At 72.3% G+C, this 16,227-nt stretch carries 14 protein-coding genes and 1 pseudogene; 5 read left to right on the forward strand and 10 right to left on the reverse strand.

Going from position 1 to position 16,227, the window contains the following annotated elements; genetic code table 11:
* Positions 1 to 273: 273 nt before the first annotated feature.
* Both B277_RS20005 and B277_RS20010 read left to right on the forward strand, forming a co-directional pair.
* Positions 274 to 1,644, forward strand: a pseudogene (locus B277_RS20005) (ATP-binding cassette domain-containing protein); the annotation flags it as partial.
* 745 nt (positions 1,645 to 2,389) lie between these two features.
* Positions 2,390 to 3,715 carry an ATP-binding cassette domain-containing protein gene (locus B277_RS20010; protein ID WP_338009769.1) on the forward strand — a complete coding sequence of 442 codons (1,326 nt, stop codon included), beginning with the start codon at positions 2,390 to 2,392 and terminating at the stop codon, positions 3,713 to 3,715.
* 104 nt (positions 3,716 to 3,819) lie between these two features.
* On the opposite strand, the gene ilvC is transcribed toward B277_RS20010, so the two are convergent.
* From ilvC to B277_RS12150, 10 genes are all read right to left on the reverse strand, one after another.
* Positions 3,820 to 4,848 carry a ketol-acid reductoisomerase gene (gene ilvC, locus B277_RS12105; RefSeq protein ID WP_007928635.1) on the reverse strand — a complete coding sequence of 343 codons (1,029 nt, stop codon included), beginning with the start codon at positions 4,846 to 4,848 and terminating at the stop codon, positions 3,820 to 3,822.
* A gap of 84 nt (positions 4,849 to 4,932) precedes the next feature.
* Positions 4,933 to 5,442, reverse strand: coding sequence for an acetolactate synthase small subunit (ilvN, locus tag B277_RS12110; RefSeq protein WP_007928636.1), 510 nt, complete (start codon positions 5,440 to 5,442; stop codon positions 4,933 to 4,935).
* A gap of 10 nt (positions 5,443 to 5,452) precedes the next feature.
* Entirely contained in the window at positions 5,453 to 7,291 is a 1,839-nt protein-coding gene (locus B277_RS12115) for an acetolactate synthase large subunit (RefSeq protein ID WP_051988039.1), read from the reverse strand.
* 504 nt (positions 7,292 to 7,795) lie between these two features.
* Entirely contained in the window at positions 7,796 to 8,317 is a 522-nt protein-coding gene (locus B277_RS12120; protein WP_007928638.1) for a SixA phosphatase family protein, read from the reverse strand.
* A 65-nt stretch (positions 8,318 to 8,382) separates the two neighbouring features.
* Positions 8,383 to 9,300 (reverse strand): 2-hydroxyacid dehydrogenase, encoded by a 918-nt coding sequence (locus tag B277_RS12125; protein WP_337590150.1) that lies wholly within the window; start codon positions 9,298 to 9,300, stop codon positions 8,383 to 8,385.
* A gap of 150 nt (positions 9,301 to 9,450) precedes the next feature.
* Positions 9,451 to 11,019, reverse strand: a complete 1,569-nt coding sequence (gene gatB / locus B277_RS12130) for an Asp-tRNA(Asn)/Glu-tRNA(Gln) amidotransferase subunit GatB (RefSeq protein ID WP_007928640.1) — start codon at positions 11,017 to 11,019, stop codon at positions 9,451 to 9,453.
* A 3-nt stretch (positions 11,020 to 11,022) separates the two neighbouring features.
* The gene (gatA, locus tag B277_RS12135; RefSeq protein ID WP_007928641.1) at positions 11,023 to 12,537 is read right to left on the reverse strand and encodes an Asp-tRNA(Asn)/Glu-tRNA(Gln) amidotransferase subunit GatA; all 1,515 of its coding nucleotides are present in this window, start codon (positions 12,535 to 12,537) and stop codon (positions 11,023 to 11,025) included.
* 14 nt (positions 12,538 to 12,551) lie between these two features.
* A complete protein-coding gene (gatC, locus tag B277_RS12140; protein ID WP_007928642.1) occupies positions 12,552 to 12,848 on the reverse strand; it encodes an Asp-tRNA(Asn)/Glu-tRNA(Gln) amidotransferase subunit GatC in 297 nt (98 codons plus the stop codon).
* Positions 12,849 to 12,929: 81 nt separating this feature from the next.
* Positions 12,930 to 13,742: a carbon-nitrogen hydrolase family protein gene (locus B277_RS12145; protein ID WP_007928643.1), complete on the reverse strand. Its 813-nt coding sequence runs from the start codon at positions 13,740 to 13,742 to the stop codon at positions 12,930 to 12,932.
* Complete coding sequence (locus B277_RS12150; RefSeq protein ID WP_007928644.1) at positions 13,739 to 14,272, reverse strand: SRPBCC family protein; 534 nt, start codon at positions 14,270 to 14,272, stop codon at positions 13,739 to 13,741. Before B277_RS12150 ends, B277_RS12145 begins: the two co-directional genes overlap by 4 nt.
* 135 nt (positions 14,273 to 14,407) lie before the next feature.
* Between B277_RS12150 and B277_RS12155 the strand changes: the two genes are divergently transcribed.
* Genes B277_RS12155 through tpx form a run of 3 tightly spaced genes read left to right on the forward strand, consistent with a single transcriptional unit; the run spans position 14,408 to position 16,188 of the window.
* Positions 14,408 to 14,851 carry an HIT family protein gene (locus tag B277_RS12155; protein WP_007928645.1) on the forward strand — a complete coding sequence of 148 codons (444 nt, stop codon included), beginning with the start codon at positions 14,408 to 14,410 and terminating at the stop codon, positions 14,849 to 14,851.
* A complete protein-coding gene (locus tag B277_RS12160; RefSeq protein WP_007928647.1) occupies positions 14,848 to 15,639 on the forward strand; it encodes a hypothetical protein in 792 nt (263 codons plus the stop codon). Before B277_RS12155 ends, B277_RS12160 begins: the two co-directional genes overlap by 4 nt.
* 54 nt (positions 15,640 to 15,693) lie before the next feature.
* Positions 15,694 to 16,188, forward strand: a complete 495-nt coding sequence (tpx, locus tag B277_RS12165) for a thiol peroxidase (RefSeq protein WP_007928656.1) — start codon at positions 15,694 to 15,696, stop codon at positions 16,186 to 16,188.
* The last annotated feature ends 39 nt before the right edge of the window (positions 16,189 to 16,227 follow it).

The following is a 16,227-nucleotide window of genomic DNA, read 5'->3' on the forward strand; positions in this document are numbered from 1 at the left end:
ACGGCGTGGGTGGGGGTGCCGGTGGTGCGAAGGGGGGGGGCGGGGCCGGGTGTGGCCGCCGATCGTGCGACGGTACGCCGCTCCCCTCCCGCCACGGAATGCCCCGTCCGCTCCGTGGACGGCCGTCCGCCTGTCGGGCCGAAAAGTCGGAGGCGCGGTGCCGGTGGCTGGACATAACCTTGAGCGGCCATGACGCAGACCCTCGAGCGGACCACCGCGCCGCCCCCACCCACCGAGCCGATGCCCCCGGAGCGCACCGTCGACTGGCGACGGATGCGCTCGCCGGCGGCCGCGGCCGCGCTCGTCTGCTCCGCGACCGCGGCGGTCCTGCTCACGACCGGCACCGTCGTCATCGGCCGCCTGGCGGAGGGACCGAGCACCGGCCTCGTCCAGCTGCTCGCCCTGCTCGTCGTCGGCGGCGCCGTCATCGACAATCTCGGCAAGGTCGTGTGGGTCGGCCTCTCCGACCGCGCCGAGGGCGTGCTGCGCGACGACCTGCTCGACGCCGCGCTCGCCCAGCCGGTCGCGACCCTCTCAGAGCAGGCGGCCGGCGAGATCCTCGACCGCGTCGACGACGACACCCACGAGGTCGGCAACCTCATGCGGTGGCAGGTGTGGATGTTTGCGCGCACCGCCTTTTCGGTCGTCCCCATGTGGGTCGTCGCCGGCATCACGTGGTGGCCGGCCTGGCTGCTCTTCCCCGTCATCGGTCTGCTCACCGCCGTGGCCGTGCGTCCCCTGCTCGGGGAGATCACCCGCCGCAAGGTCATCGAGGAGGCCGCCTGGACCGACCATGCCAGCGCCCTCGAGGAGGGCATCGCCGGGCGCGACGACCTGCGCACCAGCCTGGGTCAGGCACACATGCTGCAGCGCCTGGCGACGCTCACCGCACGGGTCCACGCCCGCTTCGCCGACGTCGTCACGCTCGAGAGCCGGCTGGCCCGCCGGGCGGGTCTGCTGCTCCACGGTCTGCTCGCCGGCATCGGCCTGGCCGGCATCGCGCTGGCGACCGGCGGTGGCCTGTCGGTGGGCCAGCTCGTCACGCTCTTCATCGTCACGTCGACCTTCGTCGGTCTCGTCACCCAGCTCTCCCACCAGTTGCCGGACCTGCAGGCCGGCCTGGGCGCGGTGATCCGGCTGCGGCAGATGCTCGCCGTCGAGCCCGAGCCGAAGGGAGGCGCCCCCGTCCCCGCGGGCGCCGAGCTGGCGGTCGAGGTGCGCGGCCTCGACTTCAGCTACACCGAGGGCAGCTTCGCCCTGCGGGACGTGACCTTTGCCGTGCCCGCGGGCGAGACCGTCGCGCTCGTCGGCCGCACCGGCTCGGGCAAGTCGACCCTGGCCTCCTTCGTCTCGCGGGCCATCGAGCCGCCGCGGGGCACGGTCTTCGTCGGGGGCGTCGACGTGCGCGATCTCGACGTGCAGCTGCTGCGCACCGACGTCGGTGTCGTCACCCAGCGCACCGAGATCATCGCCGGCACCCTCGCCGACAACATCGCCCTCTTCGACGACACCCCGCGCAGCGACATCGAGGCGGCCGTCGTCGAGCTCGGACTCGTCGACTGGGTCGCCGGGCTGCCCGACGGCCTCGAGACCCTCCTCGGTCCCGGCGGCACGACCCTCTCCGCGGGCGAGGAGCAGCTCGTCGCCTTCGCGCGGCTGCTCGTGCGCGACGTGCGGGTCGTCGTCCTCGACGAGGCGACCGCCCGCATGGACCCGCTCACCGAGCGCCGGGTCGTCTCCGCCGCCGACCGCCTCCTCGTGGGCCGCACCGGCATCCTCATCGCGCACCGCCTCGGGACGATCGAGCGGGCCCCGCACGTCGTCGTCCTCGACCACGGAACGGTGATCCAGCAGGGGCGTCGCACCGAGCTCGCCGAGCAGCCGGGTCCCTTCCGCAGCCTGCTCCTCGACAGCCGCGCCGAGTCCGCGGCCGACCAGCCCTCCCCCGAGGGCGCCGTCGACCACGCCGACCTCGACCCCGTCGGTGGGCGCCGCCGCACGACGACGCCGCCCGAGCGGCCCGCCATCGGCGACGGACCCTCCCTCGCCCGGGGCATCACCCACGCCCTGCTCGTCAAGCCGTCGTGGGGCGTCGCCGGCGCCGTGTGCTTCCTCGCGATGTCGCTGCTCGGCGCTCAGGGTGCGATGACCGGTCTCGTGTGGGGCCAGGTCATCGAGGGCCTGCAGGCCGGGCAGACCCCGACCCTGCTCGCCGCGGCGCTCGTCGCGTGCCTGCTCGTCGTCCCCTTCCTCACGTCGCAGGCCTTCTACCGGTACCCGCGCTGGTGGATCGAGGTCATGCTGCGCACCCGCATGGCGGTCCTCGCCGGGCAGACCCGGGCCGAGCGGCTGCCGCGCACTCCCCCCCGGCGAGGTCGTCGCCCGCTCGATGGACGCCGACCGGTACGCCCGGTACGCCGACCGGTGGGTCGACTTCATCAACGGCCTGGTCATCGCCGCCCTCACGGCTCTGCTCGCCGGCACGTGGGTCGCCGGAGCCGTGCTGCTGACCGTCATGGTGGGGTCCGCCCTCGCCGCGACCCTCGGCCGCCCGATCGCCGGCCGGTCCGCAGCTGCTGCCTCGCTGGCGCGGGCCCGCTTCGGTCGGGCCGTCGTCTCCTCGCTCGAGTCGGTGCGCACCATCAAGCTGGCGGCGGCCACTCCCTTCGTCCGACGGCACCTGCGTCAGGTGGACGCCGGCCGGGTCCAGGCGGCGGTCAAGGAGCACCGGGTGCAGGCCGTGCTCGACGCCGTGCCGCTGGTCATGGTCCAGTGCGGCGTCGTCGTCACGTGGTGGATCCACGTGGCCGGTGGCTGGGGCCTGGGCACCGCGATCCTCGTCTCGGGTGCGGTCGCGGGCTTCGACTGGTTTGGCCGCGTGGCGAGCATGGTCGTCACCGAGGCGCCCGGCACCCGCGCCTGGCAGGTCGAGACGGCGCGCTTCGCCGGTGGCGTCGACCTCATGGACCTGCCCGCGGGGGTCGACCTCGTCGAGGGCACCGCGCCCGCGCCGGTCGAGGGCGAGCGCGAGCGCCTGCGGCGCCTCGAGCTGCGCGACGTCTCGGTCGTCCACGACGACGGGACCGTCGGCGCCAGCGAGATCGACCTCGTCGTCGACGCGGGCGACCTCGTGCTGCTCGTCGGCCAGGTCGGCTCGGGCAAGTCGAGCCTGCTCGCCTCACTCGCCGGTCTCGTCGACCACCGCGGCGAGATCCGGTGGAACGGCACGCCCGTCACCGACCCGCAGTCCACCCTGCGGCCGGGCCGCATCGCCCACGTCGCGCAGGTGCCGAGGGTGCTGTCGGGCAGCTTCACCGACAACGTGCGCCTGGGCCACGACCGCCCCCTCGACGAGCCGGTCGCCCTCGCCCGGCTCACCCAGGACGTCGACGACGCCGGCGGGCCCGACGCCCTCGTCGGCCATCGCGGGGTGCGTCTGTCAGGTGGGCAGGTGCAGCGGCTCGCGCTGGCCCGGGCCCTGGCGACCGAGGCCGAGCTGCTGCTCGCCGACGACGTCTCCTCCGCCCTCGACGCGACGACCGAGATCGACCTGTGGCGGGGTCTGCGCGAGCGCGGCGCGACCGTCATCGGTGCGACCTCGAAGCGGGCGGCACTGGAGCAGGCCGACCACGTCGTCGTCCTCGACGGCGGTCGGGCCGTGGCCACGGGCACGTGGGCACAGCTCGCACCCACGTGGGGTCACCTCGCCGGCTGAACCCGAGCATGACGAAGGGGGCGCCCCGGCCGGTGAGCCGGTGGGCGCCCCCCCTTCGGAGCCCGCTGCGGGGGTGACCGCCGCGGGGGTCTGGTGGGTCGGGGTCAGCGGGCGGCAGAGCCCTCGGTGTAGTCGTCGTCCCCGGACTGCCACGCGAAGTGGGCGCGCAGCGCCTTGCCCGTCGCCTCGATCGGGTGACCGGCCTCCTTGTCCCGCAGCTGCTGGAACTCGACAGCGCCGTTGTCCTGGTCCTCGATGAAGCGCTTGGCGAAGGAGCCGTCCTGGATGTCGGAGAGGATGCCCTTCATCGACTCCTTGACCTTCGCGTCGACGACGCGGGGGCCGGAGACGTAGTCGCCGTACTCGGCGGTGTCGGAGATCGACCAGCGCTGCTTGGCGATGCCGCCCTCCCACATGAGGTCGACGATGAGCTTGAGCTCGTGGAGCACCTCGAAGTACGCGATCTCCGGCTGGTAGCCCGCCTCGGTCAGCGTCTCGAAGCCCGCCTGGACGAGGTGCGACATGCCACCACACAGGACGGCCTGCTCACCGAAGAGGTCGGTCTCGGTCTCCTCGGTGAAGGTCGTCTTGATGACGCCCGCCCGCGTGCCACCGATGCCCTTGGCGTAGGCGGCCGCGATGTCCCAGGCCTGGCCCGAGGCGTCCTGCTCGACGGCGATGATGTCCGGGATGCCGCGGCCGTCGACGAACTCACGACGCACGGTGTGACCGGGGGCCTTCGGCGCGACGAGGATGACGTCGACGCCGGCCGGCGCCTGGATGTAGCCGTAGCGCACGTTGAAGCCGTGGCCGAAGACGAGCACGTCGCCGTCCTTGAGCTCCGGCGCGATGTCGTCGGCGTAGAGGTGACGCTGCACCTGGTCGGGGGCGAGGATGACGATGACGTCGGCCTCGGCGGCGGCCTCACGCGGGGTGAGGACCTTCAGGCCCTCGGCCTCCGCCTTGGCGCGGCTCTTGCTGCCCTCCTTGAGACCGATGCGCACGTCGACACCGCTGTCGCGCAGGTTGAGCGCGTGGGCGTGACCCTGCGAGCCGTAGCCGATGACGGCAACCTTGCGGCCCTGGATGATGGACAGGTCGGCGTCGTCGTCGTAGATCAGTTCGGCGGCCATGGGGCACTTCTCCTTGTGTGGTGGGTGGTGCGGTCGGGTTGGTCGTCATCGTCTCCCGTCACGACGGACGAGGACGAAGGGGGGTCAGTGTCGGGAGCGGTCGGTGATGGAGCGGGGGCCGCGGCCGATGGCCACGACACCGGACTGGACGAGCTCCTTGATGCCGTAGGGCTCGAGGATCTCGAGCATCGCGGCGATCTTGTCGGTGTTGCCGTAGACCTGCAGGGTCATCGCGTCGCTCGTCGTGTCGACGATCTTCGCCTTGAACATCTGCGCGGTCTCGAGGATCCCGCTGCGGTTGCTCGCCTCGGCGCGCACCTTGACCAGGACGATCTGGCTGGTCACCGACGCGAGCGGGTCGAGCTCGACGACCTTGAGCACCTCGACGAGCTTGTTGAGCTGCTTGGTCACCTGCTCCAGCGGCAGCAGGTCGACGTCGACGACGACGGTCATCCGGGAGATCTCCGGGTGCTCGGTCGGCCCGACGGCGAGGGAGTCGATGTTGAAGCCGCGCCGGGAAAACAGGGCCGAGATCCGGGCGAGGACACCGGGCTTGTTCTCGACGAGGACGGAGAGGGTGTGCTTGGTGCTCATGCTCTTTCCTTCACTGCCCGTCGTGGTCGGCGTCGGTGGACTGCTCGATGGCCTCGGACTCCTCGCGGTCCCACTGCGGGGCCTCGTCGCGGGCGATCTGGATGGCGTCGTTGCTCACGCCGGCGGGCACCATCGGCCACACCATGGCGTCCCGCTCGACGACGAAGTCGATGACGACCGGGCGGTCGTTGATCGCCATCGCCTGCTCGATCGTCGCGTCGAGGTCCTCGGGCCGCTCGCAGCGCAGCCCGACGCAGCCGTAGGCATCGGCGAGCTTGACGAAGTCGGGGATGCGGCTGCCGACCGAGGTGTGCAGGTCGGTGTTGGAGTATCGCTCGTTGTAGAAGAGCGACTGCCACTGGCGCACCATGCCCAGGCTCGAGTTGTTGATGACCGCGACCTTGATCGGGATGTCGTTGATGACGCAGGTCGCGAGCTCCTGGTTGGTCATCTGGAAGCACCCGTCGCCGTCGATGGCCCAGACGACCCGGTCGGGCTCACCGACCTTGGCGCCCATGGCTGCGGGCACGGAGTAGCCCATCGTCCCGGCGCCGCCGGAGTTGAGCCAGGAGTTGGGGCGCTCGTAGCCGATGAACTGCGCGGCCCACATCTGGTGCTGGCCGACGCCCGCGGCGTAGACCGCCTCCGGCCCAGCGATCTGGCCGATCCGCTCGATGACCTGCTGCGGCATGAGGGCGCCCTCGCCGTGCGAGGTGTAGCCGACCGGGTACTCCTGCGACCACCGGGTCGTCGCTGCCGCCCAGTCGCGGTAGCGGTCCGGGATGACCGCAGCGGCCTCCCCTTCGCCGGCCTCGATCGCGGCGATGAGCTCGCCGAGGATCGCCTTGGCGTCACCGACGATCGGCACGTCGGCGACGCGGTTCTTGGAGATCTCGGCCGGGTCGATGTCGGCGTGGATGACCTTGGCCCCCGGCGCGAAGGACGACAGCTGGCCCGTGACCCGGTCGTCGAAGCGCGCCCCGATGGTGATGAGCAGGTCGCTGCGCTGCAGGCCGGTGACCGCCGCGACGGACCCGTGCATGCCTGGCATACCCAGGTGCAGCGGGTGCCCGTCGGGGAAGGCGCCGCGGGCCATGAGCGTCGTGACGACCGGGATGCCCGTGAGCTCGGCGAGGCGACGCAGCTCCGCGTGGGCTCCGGCCCGGATGACCCCACCACCGACGTAGAGCACCGGCTGGCGGCTCTCGGCCATGAGGCGGACGGCCTCGCGGATCTGCTTGGCGTGCGGACGCGTCACCGGGTGGTAGCCCGGCAGGCTGACCTGCGGCGGCCACTCGAAGGTGGTGGTGGCCTGCAGGGCGTCCTTGGAGATGTCGACGAGCACGGGGCCGGGTCGGCCGGTGCTCGCGATGTGGAAGGCCTCCGCGATGACCCGCGGGATCTCCGCGGCGTCGGTCACGAGGTAGTTGTGCTTGGTGATCGGCATCGTGATGCCCCGGATGTCCGCCTCCTGGAAGGCGTCCGTGCCGATCGAGCTCGAGGCCACCTGGCCGGTGATCGCAACCATCGGCACGGAGTCCATGTGGGCGTCGGCGATCGCGGTGACGAGGTTGGTGGCGCCAGGGCCGGAGGTGGCCATGCAGACGCCGACCTTGCCGGTCGCCGAGGCATAGCCTTCGGCGGCATGGCCGGCGCCCTGCTCGTGGCGCACGAGGATGTGGCGGACCTTCGTCGAGTCCATCAGCGGGTCGTAGGCCGGCAGGATCGCGCCGCCGGGGATGCCGAAGACGACCTCGGCGCCGACGCACTCGAGGGACAGGACGAGGCTCTTGGCCCCGGTCACCTGCGCGGAGGTCGTCGCTCTGCCCGCCTCGCTCCGGCGCGCCATCGCGGCCGGGCTCGGGGCGCTGCTGGTCGTGTCAGTCACCGTCTGTCCTTCGGTTCGGCGTGCCATCTGTGCTCCTCTTCATCCTCTCCCGGCCATGAAAAAGCCCCTCAGTCCGGGTGCGGACATGAAGGGCGCGCGCTGCGTCGGCGACGAGTCGTCGCTCAGGCAGCGCGCCGGGGAAGTACGAGGAGGAGGGCCATGCCGCTACTCTCCCCCGCCTGCCCAGCGTGTGTCAACGAATGAGACGAGCGCGCCCACCATGTGGGACATGGTCGTTTCACCCGTCGACGGCCGGCCATGAGAGTCCGGTCCGCGCATCGGGCGTGTTCGTCATCGGCGGGTGGGCGTCCTCGATCGAGCTGGCGGGAGCGGTCGTCACGACAACTCGGGTGACGACAGGTGGACGAAGCGAGGACGCTGGCGCACTCGGTCTTTACGAGCACGTGGGGATGGAGGTCGTCGCCAGCTTCCGCCGCCTCGCCCTCCCCATGTGACGTCCGCGCCTCAGGGCACGCGGAACTCGTCGAGGACCGCGGCGCCGAAGGCCAGGTCCTCCCAGTGCCCCGAGAAGCGCAGCACCGCCGCCGCACCGGGCGGGAAGCCGTGGCTGAGCAGCTCGTGCGCCTCGTCGTCCCCCTCGCCGTCGGCGAGGAGGCTCGCCGCCGCCGGCAGGCCCGGCGCGTGGCCGACGACGAGCAGCACGCTCGCGTCGTCGGTCGACTCCCGCACGACGGCCAGGACCTCCTCGGCGTCGGCGTTGTAGAGCCGGTGCTCGATCTGCACCTCTGCCTCGGGGCAGCCGGCCTCGGCGACCTCGTGCATCGTCTCCCGGGTGCGCGCGGCCGGCGAGCACATCACCTCGTCACAGCCCAGGCCGTGCTCGCGCAGCCACCGCCCGACCTCCTGGGCTTGCGCCCGCCCGGTCTCGGTGAGGGGTCGCTCACGGTCGTCCTGACCGGCACGGCCCGGCTCGGGCTCGGCGTGCCGCAGCAGGATCAGGGTCCGGTCCTCCGCTGACATGGTCATGGACAGAGTGTGGCCCGGACCACACGAGCGCGCCACCCCTCGATCGACTGCGCAGAGGGGTGGCCTCAGCCCTCGTGCACGAGGTTGATCGGCGGCTCGCCTGCGGCGAGCGCGGTGAGCTGACGACGCAGCATCGACACCGCGCGGGGGCGGAAGGCCTGGGTCACGCCACCGACGTGCGGGCTGATGATGACGCCGGGAGCGCTCCACAGGGGGTGCCCGGTCGGCAGCGGCTCCGGGTCGGTGACGTCGAGCGCAAACCGCAGCCGGCCCGCGTGCCGCAGGGCGGCCTCGGTGTCGAGCGCGGGGCCGCGGCCGACGTTGACCACGAGCGTGCCGTCCGGCAGCGAGCTCAGCAGCTCCTCCCCGAGGATGTGGTGGGTGGCGTCGGAGCCGGGCAGCACGGAGATGATGACGTCGTGCTGCGGTGCGAGAGCGGCCAGCTCGTCGACCCCGTGCACCGCCTCGACGAGGTCGTCGCCGGCGCGCGCGCGTGAGGCCACCGCCGTGACCGACACCTCGAAGGGCATGAGCCGCTCGACGATCGCCCGGCCCACCGAGCCGTAGCCGAGGAGCAGCACCCGCTTGTCGGCGAGGCCCGGGCGCACGTGGCGGGAGGTCCACTCCCCCTGCGCCTGGGCGCGCGCGAAGTCGTCGAACCCACGCTGCGAGGCGAGGACGAGGGTCAGGGCCAGCTCTGCGGTGGCCGCGTCGTGGACCCCCTTCGCGTTGGCGAGGGAGACCCCCTCCGGCAGGACCGGGAGCATGTTGTCGAAGCCGGCCGACAGCAGCTGCACGAGGCGCACCGACGGCTGCTCCGCGACGACGGCCACGCCCGCGGGCTTGGTCATGTAGGGCGCGATGTAGACGTCGACCGACTCCTGCGGCGGAGCCTCCTGCGGGTCCCACACGACGGACTCCACGCCGTCGACCGGACCGACGTCGTCGCGCCAGCTGCTGTCAGGGAAGGAGACGGTGACCATGCGCGCCATCGTAGGTGGCGCAGGTCACGTGCACGCCGGCGTCCGACCCGTGGCCGCCGCGGTACCGACCGGAGCGGTGTCCGAGGGTGACCACGGCGAAGGGGGCGGTGCCGGGTCGACCGGCACCGCCCCCCCTTCGTGCTGCCTGTGTCAGGCGCCGAGCTTGGCGAGGATGAGCTCGCGGGCCTTGCCGGCGTCGGCCTGGCCCTTCATCTCCTTCATCACCTGGCCGATGAGCGCGCCGGCGGCCTGGACCTTGCCACCGCGGATCTTGTCGGCGACGTCGGGGTTGGCCTCGATGACCTTGTCGACCGCGGCCTCGAGGGCACCGTCGTCCTGGACGAGCTCGAGCCCGCGGGCATCGGCGACCGCGGTCGGCGTGCCCTCGCCGTCGAGGACGCCCTCGAGCACCTGGCGGGCCATCTTGTCGTTGAGCCGGCCGGAGTCGACGAGCGACTCGAGTTCGGCGACGTGCTCGGGCGTCACGCCCGTCTGCTCGGCGTAGGTCGCCAGGGCGACGCCCTCGGTGTTGGCGCGGCGCGAGGCCTCGCCGAGCCACCACTTGCGGGCCGCCTGCGGCTTGGCGCCGGCGGCGACGGTCGCCTCGATGAGTTCGGTCGCGCCCGCGTTGAGCACGTCACGCATCTCGAGGTCGGAGTAGCCCCACTCCCCCTGCAGCCGCTTGCGGCGCTGGGCCGGCGGCTCGGGCAGGGTGGCCCGCAGCTGCTCGACGTACTCGCGGCTGGGCGCGACCGGCACGAGGTCGGGCTCGGGGAAATAGCGGTAGTCCTCGGCGTCGGACTTCTCGCGGCCGCTCGTCGTGACGCCGGTGTCCTCGTGCCAGTGGCGGGTCTCCTGCAGGATCGAGCCACCCGCGGTGAGGACCGCGGCGTGGCGGCAGACCTCGTAGCGCACGGCGCGCTCCACCGAGCGCAGGGAGTTGACGTTCTTGGTCTCGGTGCGGGTGCCGAGCGGGACGTCGAGCTGCGCCTGCGCAGCGGGGTCGTCGCCAGCCTTGGGACGAAGGGAGAGGTTGACGTCGCAGCGCATCGAGCCCTGCTCCATCTTCACGTCGGAGACGTCGAGGGCGCGCAGCAGGTCGCGCAGCGCGGCGACGTAGGCCTTGGCGACCTCGGGGGCCCGCTCGCCCGCGCCGACGATCGGGCGCGTGACGATCTCGATGAGCGGGATGCCCGCGCGGTTGAAGTCGACGAGCGAGTACTCGGCGCCCTGGATGCGGCCGGTGGCGCCACCGACGTGCAGGCTCTTGCCGGTGTCCTCCTCCATGTGGGCGCGCTCGATCTCGACTCTGAAGGTCTCGGTGCCCTCACCGGAGGCGGCGGGGATCTCGACGTCGAGGTAGCCGTCGAAGGCGATCGGCTCGTCGTACTGCGAGGTCTGGAAGTTCTTCGGCATGTCCGGGTAGAAGTAGTTCTTCCGGGCGAAGCGGCACCACTGCGCGATCTCGCAGTTGAGTGCCAGGCCGATCCGGATCGCCGACTCGACACCGACCGCGTTGACGACCGGCAGCGCGCCGGGCAGCCCGAGGCAGACCGGGCAGACCTGGGTGTTGGGGTCCGCGCCGAAGCCCGTGGCGCAGCCGCAGAACATCTTGGTGTTGGTGCCGAGCTCGACGTGCACCTCGAGGCCCATGACGGGGTCGAAGGTGGTCAGGGCCTCGTCGTACCCGAGGACTGCGTCGGTGGTGGTGCTCGCCATGTCTCAGGCTCCCTTCGTGACGGCCAGCTCGGGGGCCTGCTCGAGCAGGTGCCCACCCCAGGCGGCGACGAGGCGCTGCTCGAGGGCGGCGCCGACGGTGTAGAGGCGGTCGTCGGCCATGGCCGGCGCGAGGATCTGGAAGCCCGCGGGCAGGCCGTCCTCGGCGAGGCCGCTCGGCAGCGACATGCCGGGCACGCCGGCGAGGTTGGCCGGGATCGTCGCGATGTCGCCGCGGTACATGGCCATCGGGTCGTCGGTCTTGTCGCCGAAGCGGAAGGCCGTCGTCGGGGCGGTCGGCGACACGAGGACGTCAGCGGTCTCGAAGGCCCGCGCGAAGTCGTCGGCGATGAGGCGGCGCACCTTCTGCGCGCTGCCGTAGTAGGCGTCGTAGTAGCCCGAGGAGAGGGCGTACGTGCCGAGGATGATGCGGCGCTTGACCTCGTCGCCGAAGCCCGCGTCACGGCTGGCCGCCATGACCTGCTCCGCGCTCGGGGCGTCGACACCCTCCGGCCCGACGCGCAGGCCGTAGCGCATCGCGTCGAAGCGGGCGAGGTTGCTGCTCGCCTCGCTCGGCATGATCAGGTAGTACGCGCCGAGCGCGTGGACGAAGTTGGGGCACGAGACCTCGACGACCTCGGCACCCGCGTCGACGAGGTGCTGGACCGACTCGTCGAAGCGCGCCTGCACCAGCGGGGAAAATCCCTCGCCGGTGAGCTCGCGGACGATGCCGATCTTCATCCCGGCCACGTCGGCGCGCTCCGCGGCACCGACGACATCGGGCACCGGCTGGTCGATCGAGGTCGAGTCCAGCGGGTCGTGCCCGGCCATGACCTCGTGCAGGAGGGCGGTGTCGAGGACGGTGCGGGCGCAGGGGCCGGCCTGGTCGAGCGAGGAGGCCATGGCGATGAGGCCGTAGCGCGAGACGCCACCGTAGGTCGGCTTGACGCCGACCGAGCCGGTGACGGCCGCGGGCTGACGGATCGAGCCGCCGGTGTCGGTGCCAGTCGCCAGGGGCGCCTGCCACGAGGCGACGACCGCGCTCGAGCCACCGCCGGAGCCGCCGGGGATGCGCTCGAGGTCCCAGGGGTTGCGGGTCAGGCCGTAGGCCGAGTGCTCCGTGGAGGAGCCCATGGCGAACTCGTCCATGTTGGTCTTGCCGAGGATCGGCAGGCCGGCGGCCTTGAGCCGGCTGACGACCGTCGCGTCGTAGGGCGGGATCCAGCCCTCGAGGATTTTCGAGCCGGCCGTCGTCGGGATGCCGGTCGTCGTCATGACGTCCTTGACGGCGATCGGGACGCCGGCGAGGCGGTGGAGGGTCTCCCCCTTCGCCCGGCGCTCGTCGACCGCGCGGGCCTCGGCCAGGGCGGACTCGCCGGCGACGTGGAGGTAGGCGCCGACCTGCTCGTCGACACCCTCGATGCGGTCGAGGTGGGCACGGGTGACCTGCTCGGAGGAGAGGTCGCCGGAGGCCAGCGCGTCGGCGAGCGCGGCAGCGGTCATGCGGGTGGGGTCGCTCATGGGGTCCTTCTGGCTCAGTCTTCGGTGAGGATGCGCGGCACGGCGAAGCGCCCGACCTCGGAGGCCGGCGCCATCGCGAGGGCCTGCTCGGGGGTGAGCGAGGGACGCACGACATCGGGCCGGGTGACGTTGACGATCGGCATCGGGTGGCTCATCGGCTCGACCCCGTCGATCGGCGCCTGCTGCACCGCCTCGACGGAGGAGATGATCGTGCCCAGCTCCCCGACCATGCGGTCGAGCTCGGCGTCGGAGAGGTCGATGCGGGCCAACGAGGCGAGGTGCGCCACGTCGTCGCGGGAGAGGTCAGCCATGCGGGACAGTCTAGGTTCCGCCGACGGGCGCGGTGTGCCCGGCGTTCGGGTGGCGCCCGCCGGCCCGCGTGGGGTGCGCCTCTAGAGGATCGGGATGGTCCGGCGGGTACGGGTCACCGTCTCGTGGTCGACCTCGACGACGAGGAGGTCCTCCCCGCCACCGAGCCGCGCCCGCACCTCGCCGGTCGGGTCGGCGAGCGCGGAGCGACCGATGCCATAGGGACCGCGCACCGACTCCGGGGTCCAGGCCTGCCCGACGGCGAGCAACCAGGCCTGGGCGTCGTGCGCGCGAGCCCGGGTGAGCAGGTCCCACTGGCTCGCCTTGCCGGGCCCGTCCCCCCACGAGGCGGGCAGCACGACGAGCTCGGCACCACGCCGACCCAGCTCGGTGAAGTGGTCGGCGAAGCGCACGTCGTAGCAGGTGGCCAGGCCGACGGACCAGCCGTCGACCTCGACGGTGCGCACCTCGTCGCCGGGCGCCACCGTGTCGGACTCACGGCTGCCGAAGGCGTCGTAGAGGTGGATCTTGCGATAGGTCGTCTCCTCGACGCCACCGCCGGTGACGAGCAGCGTGTTGTGCACCCGCGAGCGCTCCCTGCCCTCGGCGGTCGTGATCTCGTCGGCGGGGGTGAACATGCCGACGACGAGGGTCACGCCGTGCCGCGCAGCCACCTCGCGCACCCCGTCGGCAAAGCGCCCGTCGAGGGGCTCGGCGGCGGTGTCGAGCCGACCGGCGAAGGAGGCCATCGCCGCCTCGGGGTGGACGACGAGCCGGGCACCGGCGTCCGCGGCCCGGGCGGTCCACTCCCCGAGCGTGACGAGGTTGGCGGCCGGGTCACCGGTGGCGGACCACTGGCATCCGGCCAGACGCATGACGGACGAAGGGGAGGTCACGCTGCTCCCCCCTTCGAACTGGAGTCGGCCTCGGCACGCCGGGCCATATCCGCCCGGGCCGCGGCGAGCACCACCTCGTCACGGCACCCCGCGGCGAAGCCTTCGATGCGGCGGGAGATCTCACGACCGAGCAGGCGCTGACCGATGGGGTGGGCGATGCGCTGCAGGGCGGCAGGGCGCACGTCGTAGGTGTACTTCCACACGGCGAGGGTCCCGTCGCCGTCGGGCTGGAAGCGCCACCCGGCGCCGAAGCGGGCAAAGAACCACGGGCCACGCACCATCGTCATCCCGACCGACGTCGGCGGACGCCAGGAGACGTACTCGCTGACCATGCTCGGCGAGATCGGCCCCGCGAAGGAGGACCGCGTGAAGGTGCGCACCCCCACGCCGGGCTCGCTCGCCCCGTCCACGAAGTGCTGCTCGCGGATGAAGGGGTCCCACCGGTGGCGGACCTCCCCCGTCGTCTGGGCGACCGCGAAGGCGAGCTCCGGGGGGATCGGCACGTGCACGTCGGCGCTGACCTGGGGCATGGGTCCACTGTAGGAGCCCGGACTTCGAGGCTCCTCGCTGCGCTCGTCGCACCTCAGCCACCGGACCCACACGGGCTTCGAGGCTCCTCGCTGCGCTCGTCGCACCTCAGCCACCGGACTCATAGGGTGGGCGGCATGGCGACTCTCTTCACGAAGATCATCGCGGGCGAGATCCCCGGCCGGTTCGTGTGGTCCGACCCGACCTGCGTGGCCTTCCTGACGATCGAGCCCCTTACCGACGGGCACACCATGGTCGTGCCGCGCGCCGAGATCGAGCAGTGGACCGACGCCGACGAGGAGACGTGGGCCCACCTGCAGCGGGTCGCCGGCATCATCGGGCGGGCCCAGCAGGCCGAGTGGGAGGCCCCGCGCGTGGGCATGCTCCTCGAGGGCTTCCTCGTGCCCCACCTGCACATCCACACCTGGCCGGCCTTCTCCCCAGAGGACTTCGACCCGCACGCCCCGATGCGTGACGTCGGCGACGAGCGCTTCGAGGCCGCGGCCCAGCGGCTGCGTACCCGCCTGCGCTCCGACGGCCACGGCGAGCACGTCCCCGGCCCGGGGGCGCTGCCCGCATGAGCGGCCGCCGGCGCAAGGTCCTCACCTTCGTCGTGGCGATCCTCGCCTTCAGTGTCGCCCTCTTCGGTGGTCTCTGGATCTGGCTCGCCGACGGGCAGCCCTGGCCCGCGCTCTTCTGGGGCGTCGTCTGGGGCATCGCCGTCGTCGTCACCCTCGTGGCCTTCATCGGCTTCCTCCGCGAGACCGACCCCGATGTCAGCGCAGGTGAGCACGCCGTGGTCGCGCCACCGACCACCCCGCTGCCCCCGGCGACCGACAAGAACGCTCCGTGGCCCTACGAGTGGCTGGCGCCGGCGCTCGCCACCGCCTTCGAGGGCACTCCCTACGTCGTGCGCTCCAACGGCCACACCGTGCTCGTGCACGCCGACCTCGCCGACGCGCGCTGGCAGCACCTGGCGACCCGGCGCCACCTCGAGCACGCCGTCGTCGCCCGCTTCACCCCCACGGACAAGCCCGGGGTCGTCAAGCGCACGGACGAGTCGCGGCAGGTCGAGTCCCACGCCGGGGTCACCGGCCTGGGCGCGCAGGTCGAGGTCCGCTCCGGCCGCGAGTTCACCTACACCAGGCGCAAGGAGTGGGGCCTCGGGCTCGACGGCTTCAAGCAGCAAGTCGACTACGAGTTCTCCAGCGCCGAGATCAACGTGCCGGTCAAGGAGATCCTGCAGCGCGCCGGCTGGCGCGAGGCGCTCGACTCGGAGACCAAGGGGGCGATCATCATGGGCGCCCTGGGCCTGTCCTCGCTCGTCCTCGTCCCCGTCGGACTCGGGATCAAGGCCCTCGTGGGCTGACCGCTCCGCAGACCGCAGGTGGCCCCGACCCCCTTCGGGGTGTAGGCATGGGGCATGGCTACCACCGCATTCAAGGGCAACCCCGTCACCACCGCCGGCGAGCTGCCGGCCACCGGCGCGAGCGCGCCGGCCTTCGAGCTCGTCGGCGAGGGTCTCTCCGCGCTGACCTCCGGCGACCTGTCGGGCCGCGTCGTGCTCAACATCTTCCCGAGCATCGACACCGGCGTCTGCGCGGCGAGCGTGCGCAAGTTCAACGAGCTGGCCGCCTCCCTCGACAACACGACCGTCGTCAACGTCAGCAAGGACCTCCCCTTCGCCCAGGCCCGCTTCTGCGGCGCCGAGGGCATCGACCAGGTCAAGGTCGGCTCCGCCTTCCGCTCCTCCTTCGGCGAGGACTACGGCGTGACGATGACGGACGGCCCGATGGCCGGCCTCCTCGCGCGCTCCGTCGTCGTCGTCGACGCGGACGACACCGTCCTGCACAGCGAGCTCGTCCCCGAGATCACGCAGGAGCCCGACTACGACGCCGCGGTCGCCGCGCTCGGCTGACCCACCCCACGAGCGAAGGGGGGGTGCAGCCGGCCGGGT

Origin of the sequence: Janibacter hoylei PVAS-1, from assembly GCF_000297495.1 — a bacterium.
GTDB lineage: Bacteria > Actinomycetota > Actinomycetes > Actinomycetales > Dermatophilaceae > Janibacter > Janibacter hoylei.

Excerpts from the sequence above, each read along its gene's own strand:
- B277_RS20010 (WP_338009769.1), top strand. The coding sequence starts at position 2,390 with ATGGACGCCGACCGGTACGCCCGGTACGCCGACCGGTGGGTCGACTTC.
- ilvC (WP_007928635.1), bottom strand. The coding sequence starts at position 4,848 with ATGGCCGCCGAACTGATCTACGACGACGACGCCGACCTGTCCATCATC.
- ilvN (WP_007928636.1), bottom strand. The coding sequence starts at position 5,442 with ATGAGCACCAAGCACACCCTCTCCGTCCTCGTCGAGAACAAGCCCGGT.
- B277_RS12115 (WP_051988039.1), bottom strand. The coding sequence starts at position 7,291 with ATGGCGCGCCGGAGCGAGGCGGGCAGAGCGACGACCTCCGCGCAGGTG.
- B277_RS12120 (WP_007928638.1), bottom strand. The coding sequence starts at position 8,317 with ATGACCATGTCAGCGGAGGACCGGACCCTGATCCTGCTGCGGCACGCC.
- B277_RS12125 (WP_337590150.1), bottom strand. The coding sequence starts at position 9,300 with ATGGTCACCGTCTCCTTCCCTGACAGCAGCTGGCGCGACGACGTCGGT.
- gatB (WP_007928640.1), bottom strand. The coding sequence starts at position 11,019 with ATGGCGAGCACCACCACCGACGCAGTCCTCGGGTACGACGAGGCCCTG.
- gatA (WP_007928641.1), bottom strand. The coding sequence starts at position 12,537 with ATGAGCGACCCCACCCGCATGACCGCTGCCGCGCTCGCCGACGCGCTG.
- gatC (WP_007928642.1), bottom strand. The coding sequence starts at position 12,848 with ATGGCTGACCTCTCCCGCGACGACGTGGCGCACCTCGCCTCGTTGGCC.
- B277_RS12150 (WP_007928644.1), bottom strand. The coding sequence starts at position 14,272 with ATGCCCCAGGTCAGCGCCGACGTGCACGTGCCGATCCCCCCGGAGCTC.
- B277_RS12155 (WP_007928645.1), top strand. The coding sequence starts at position 14,408 with ATGGCGACTCTCTTCACGAAGATCATCGCGGGCGAGATCCCCGGCCGG.
- B277_RS12160 (WP_007928647.1), top strand. The coding sequence starts at position 14,848 with ATGAGCGGCCGCCGGCGCAAGGTCCTCACCTTCGTCGTGGCGATCCTC.
- tpx (WP_007928656.1), top strand. The coding sequence starts at position 15,694 with ATGGCTACCACCGCATTCAAGGGCAACCCCGTCACCACCGCCGGCGAG.